A 4812-nucleotide genomic window follows, 5' to 3' on the forward strand; every position below is an offset into this window, starting at 1 on the left:
CGCGACGAGGCGGCCGAGCCGCGGCCCCTCCCCGAACGACTGGCCGCCGCGTTGCGCGATCGGTTCCGCCCGGCCCCGACGCGATCGGACGAATTGCCGCCCGCCCCGCGGGGCACCCCACTGGCCTCGGGACCCGACGTCGGTACGGCGGTCCACCACCTGGCCGAGCACACGGACCTGACCCGGCTGCACGGACCGACAGCCGACCCCGTCTCCGCGGTCGCGGAGTGGGAGCGGTGGGCGGCAGACCAGTTGATCGCTCTCGGGCTGGGAGGTGGGCTGCGCGGGAGCCGCAACCCGGAAGCCGTCGCCGAGATGGTCTCCGTCGCGAGGACTGCCCTGACCTCCGAGCCCGTCCGGCGGGCGGCGACCCGGACCCACTGGGCCGAGCTACCCGTGGCAGGGCCGCTGGCCACCGCGGACGGGACGACGGTGGCGGTGGACGGGGTGGTCGACCTCGTGATGGAGGAAGCCGACGGCTCGCTGACGATCATCGACTACAAGACCGACGTCGCCGTCACTACCGACACCGTCGACGAGTACCTGCTCCAGCTGTGCGCCTACGCCGAGCTGCTCGGTGGCCCCACCGGCAGACCGGTGGGGCGGATCGAGCTGGTCTTCTGCCGCGGGGCCCGCCCGACCGTGGTCGCCCGCGACCTGGGCTGACGACACGGCCCTGCGGGGGCGAGCCCCGCCGCGGTCGGCCCAGGTGCCTCCGCACCGGGCAACCGCCCGCGACCGGGACGAACGCCTGGTAGAGCTCGACCAGCAGATCCACGTCGGAATCCCGCGTCCGGCGCAAGGGCAGAGGTTCCGTGCAGCAGCCCTCATGTGACCCATCTCTCGGTCGGCTCGCGACGCCCTGACCAGTGCCTATACCGGTAGAACCGAACCCACAGGATTGACCGAAGTTCACGCCCGGATCAGTACGTAGGGTCCGAGGTATGCGCAACACCCTCATGCTCGAGGAACGTCGGCCGGACGACACCGGCGCGCCTCACCCGGACGTCGACACCACGCCCGGCGTCAGCAGAGTCGACGCCAGCAGTGTCGACGCCCCCCATGCCACCGTCCTCCCGGCGCCACTGACGACGATCATCGCCGCGCTGGCGGGCGGCCTGATCGGCATCGCCGCGGTCTACGGGGTGGCGTCCAAGCTGGCCGGCTCGCTCACCGCGGTCGCGGCCATCGTCATGGTCTTCGCGGTCACGCTGGCCGGCCCCCGGGTCCACGCGGCGGCCCGCACCGAACTCGGGCGGACGATCGCGGTCACGCTCCAGGCGATCGGGTTCGGCGGCGTCGTCGGAGCGCTGGTCATCGCCGCCTGAGCCATCCCTATCCTGGTCAGCCCCGCCTGAACCGCGCGGACAACTCGTCGACAGCCGCCTCCTCCACTCCCGCGCCCTCCACGAGATACCGCCGCGCGTCACCGAACTCTCGCGCCAATGCGTCCAGGGACCGGCGGAGATTGGCCTCCTCGACGCCGATGAGCACCTCGATCGCCTCGAGTTTGTCGGGCATCTCCGACTGCACATAGGTACGGATGGAGGAGACGAAGTCCGCGGACATCTCCCTCGTCAGCAGGTAGTCCGCGATCACGTCCTCCTCGCGCACACCGGCCACCAACTGCAGAAGCGCCGAGACCCACCCGGTGCGGTCCTTGCCCGCCGTGCAGTGCACGATCGCCGGGCCGGACGACACGGCCAGGGCGTGGACGGCCCGACCGAACGCCCGCCGCTCGTGATCACCCACCACGAACCGCTCGTATGTCGCGGCCATCTCGCGCCGCGCCTCCTCGGCCCCGGCCAGGCCGGACGCACTGAGGGTCGCCGCCGAGGTGTGCCCGCCCAGCACGTCGATCGGCAGGTACTCGGCCCCGGCGGGGACGACGTCGGGCTGCTTGTCGATCTCGGCGCCGGTGCGCAGGTCGACGACGGTCGAGACGCCGAGTTTCTCGAGCACCGCGAGGTCGTCGTCGCCCACCGCGAGGGTCGTGGACCGGTAGACGAGACCGCGGGCCATCGACCCGGACGGACGGAGTGCGTAGCCCGGGCCGGCCACGTCCCGGAAATTGTGGACGCTGGTGAGTCGGACATCGCTGACGACGAATCCGTCCCGGTCGAGGCCGACCTCGTCGTCGTCGGATCCCCGGACGACACCCTCGTCCACGTCGACGTTCCCGCCGTGTTCGCCGACCATCCCACGCCCCTGTTTGATCCCCGCGCGCCCACGTGGTGCGCCGTCGTCTCGTTCCTACCCGATGCCGGCCGGACACGCCCACCGAGTGGGCCGGTGACCACCGAGGCTGACACCTGTCAATATTGCTGGCCGTTTCGCCTGTGCGACGGGGCCCGGTCGCCTAGTGTCCGATCTCATGACCACAGCAGACTTCAATCCCGGGCACGACATGCAGCACGCCACGTTCGGCGACATCCTCATCGAGCGTTCCACCGACGACCACCCGGGACTGCTGTTCGAGGACTCCGCGTGGACCTGGCGCGAGTTCGTCGCCGAGGCCGCCGTCCGCGCGGAGATCCTGCGTAACTGGGCTGACGAGCACGCCGGCTCGTACGCCGACCGACCCGCCCCGTACCGGCACCTCCACGTGGGCATCCTGCTGGAGAACGTGCCCGAGTACCTGTTCGTCCTGTGCGGGGCCGCGCTCGCGGGCGTGTCCATCGTCGGCATCAACCCCACCCGACGCGGCGCCGAGCTCGCCTCCGACATCCGGGGCGTGGACTGCGACGTGATCGTCACCGACTCGGACGGCACCGCCCTGCTCGAGGGCCTGGACACCGGCACCGCCGCGCAGTTCGACATCGACTCCGAGCAGTGGCGCGGACTGCTCACCGACCACGCCGGCGCCGAGCCCAGGCTCCACCCCGACGAGGCGCGCGACCCCCACACCCTGCTGGCACTGCTGTTCACCTCCGGCTCGACCGGCGCCCCCAAGGCCGTCATGTGCTCGACCGGCCGCATGGCGATGATGGGCACCATCAACTACCGGGGCCTCGTCCGCGACGACGTGGCCTACAGCGCGATGCCGCTGTTCCACGGCAACGCCCTCTTCGCCGCGTTCGCCCCGTCGGCGTACGTGGGCTGTACCTTCGCGATGCGCCGCAAGTTCTCCGCTTCGGGGTTCCTGCCCGACGTGCTGCGGTACAATGCCAGCGACTTCAACTACGTCGGCCGGTCACTGTCGTACATCCTCGCCCAGCCCGAGGTGCCCGAGGAGAAGCAGACGCGCCTGCGGGTCGTCTTCGGCACCGAGGCCTCCGTCCACGACCGGACCGAGTTCGAGCGCCGCTTCGGCGTGACCCCGCTCGAGTCGTACGGCAGCAGCGAGGGCGGTGTGGTGATCAGCCATACCGAGGACACCCCGCCCGGCGCGCTCGGCGTGGCCGGCGCCTACATGGACGTCGCGATCCTCGACGCGGATGAGAACGAATGCCCCAGGGCCGAGTTCGATGCCAACGGCGGCCTGGTCAACGCCGGCGAGGCGATCGGCGAGATCTGCAACGTCACCGGCGCAAAGCTGTTCGAGGGCTACTACCGCAACCCCGAGGCCACCGCCGAACGCAACGTCGGCGAGGTCTTCCACACCGGTGACCTGGGCTACCGCGACGCGGACGGGTACTTCTACTTCGCCGGCCGCTCCGGTGACAGGATCCGCGTGGACAGCGAGAACTTCTCCGCCGGGCCCGTCGAGCGCATCCTCGACCGGTTCCCCGGCGTGCTCGTCGTGGCCGTCTACCCCGTCCCGGACCCGCGCACCGGCGACCAGGTCATGGCCGCCATCCAGCTCGAACCCGGCGTGGTCTACCTGCGTGGCGGCGCGGCGGGCGACGACGACGTCTACCGGCCGCTCACCGACGCCGACCGCGAGGCCCTGCTCACCGAGTACGAGCTCCACGGGCGCCGGCCCGTGGGGGTGTGACGGCGGGTGGCGTGAGGGCTCGGCCGCTGGCCGGGGAGCGCGCTCAGCGCAGGACGCGCAGCTGGAACGGGTAGCTGATCGTCCGCCCCTGGGTCGCACGAACGGTGCCGATGACGTGGCCGATGATCTGCGCGAGGAAGGACACCGCGAGCAGGATGAGGCCGATGGGCAGGCCGATCACCGTGAGGATGAAGATCCAGCCCACGATGCTCATGATCCACAGGCTGAGGTTGAAGTTGAACGACCCGGCGGCGGCCTGGCGGACGAACGGGCTGCGGTCCTTGTAGATCAGCCACATCACGAGCGGGCCGACGAACGACAGCCACCCGGCCGAGAGCGCCATCGCGATGAGGCTGGACGCGTGCGCCAGTGCCGCGGGGGTGCGGTCGTCCGGGCCGACGGCCGGGGGCTGGTTCCCGTACCGGGGGTCGCCGTACCCGCTCTGTCCGAACTGGTGGTCGCCGTACTGGTGGTAGCCGGGCTGCTGGGTCATGCCTCCAGTGTCCTCGCCGGAAGGGATCCGCGCATCGGGGATGTCCCGGGTCTTCGGTCACGCGGATGTCACACGGCGCGCCTACTGTGGCAGCCATGGCCGATCCCATCAGATCCGACGTGCCCGCCACCGCCTCGGGCGTGACCGAGCCGGACGATTCCGAGCGGCTCGACGACGCCGTGCGGCCCCTGCGCGACGACGTGCGTTTCCTCGGAGCCGTGCTCGGCGACACGGTGCGCGACCAGGCGGGCGGGAAGATCTTCGACCTGGTGGAGACCGCCCGGCGCACCGCGTTCGCCGTCCGCCGCTCGGAGGCCGACCGCGACGAGGTGGCGGCCCTGTTCACCGATGTGCCCGCCACCGAGATGATCCCCGTCATCCG

The 4812-nt window shown here is 71.1% G+C and carries 6 protein-coding genes; 4 read left to right on the top strand and 2 right to left on the bottom strand.

From position 1 onward, the window contains the following. Nucleotides 1-666 (top strand): PD-(D/E)XK nuclease family protein (locus G6024_RS07520; RefSeq protein WP_182640335.1); only part of this gene is annotated, 666 nt, incomplete at its 5' end. Nucleotides 667-944: 278 nt separating this feature from the next. Further along, entirely contained in the window at nt 945-1328 is a 384-nt protein-coding gene (locus tag G6024_RS07525; protein ID WP_182640336.1) for a hypothetical protein, read from the top strand. Nucleotides 1329-1344: 16 nt separating this feature from the next. Here G6024_RS07525 and G6024_RS07530 read toward each other — a convergent pair whose 3' ends face one another. Beyond that, the gene (locus G6024_RS07530; protein ID WP_069390008.1) at nt 1345-2199 is read right to left on the bottom strand and encodes a tyrosine-protein phosphatase; all 855 of its coding nucleotides are present in this window, start codon (nt 2197-2199) and stop codon (nt 1345-1347) included. A gap of 175 nt (nt 2200-2374) precedes the next feature. Between G6024_RS07530 and G6024_RS07535 the strand changes: the two genes are divergently transcribed. Beyond that, nucleotides 2375-3937 (top strand): AMP-binding protein, encoded by a 1563-nt coding sequence (locus G6024_RS07535; RefSeq protein ID WP_235027803.1) that lies wholly within the window; start codon nt 2375-2377, stop codon nt 3935-3937. Between the two features lie 43 nt (nt 3938-3980). Here the strand turns inward: G6024_RS07535 and G6024_RS07540 are convergent, their stop codons facing one another. Then, complete coding sequence (locus G6024_RS07540) at nt 3981-4430, bottom strand: DUF4870 domain-containing protein (RefSeq protein ID WP_159148395.1); 450 nt, start codon at nt 4428-4430, stop codon at nt 3981-3983. Nucleotides 4431-4525: 95 nt separating this feature from the next. On the opposite strand from G6024_RS07540, the gene G6024_RS07545 reads away from it, so the two are divergent. Continuing rightward, a partial coding sequence (locus tag G6024_RS07545) for a phosphoenolpyruvate carboxylase (protein ID WP_235027804.1) occupies nt 4526-4812 on the top strand: 287 nt, incomplete at its 3' end.

Source organism: Dietzia maris (assembly GCF_014144855.1).
Taxonomy (GTDB): domain Bacteria; phylum Actinomycetota; class Actinomycetes; order Mycobacteriales; family Mycobacteriaceae; genus Dietzia; species Dietzia kunjamensis.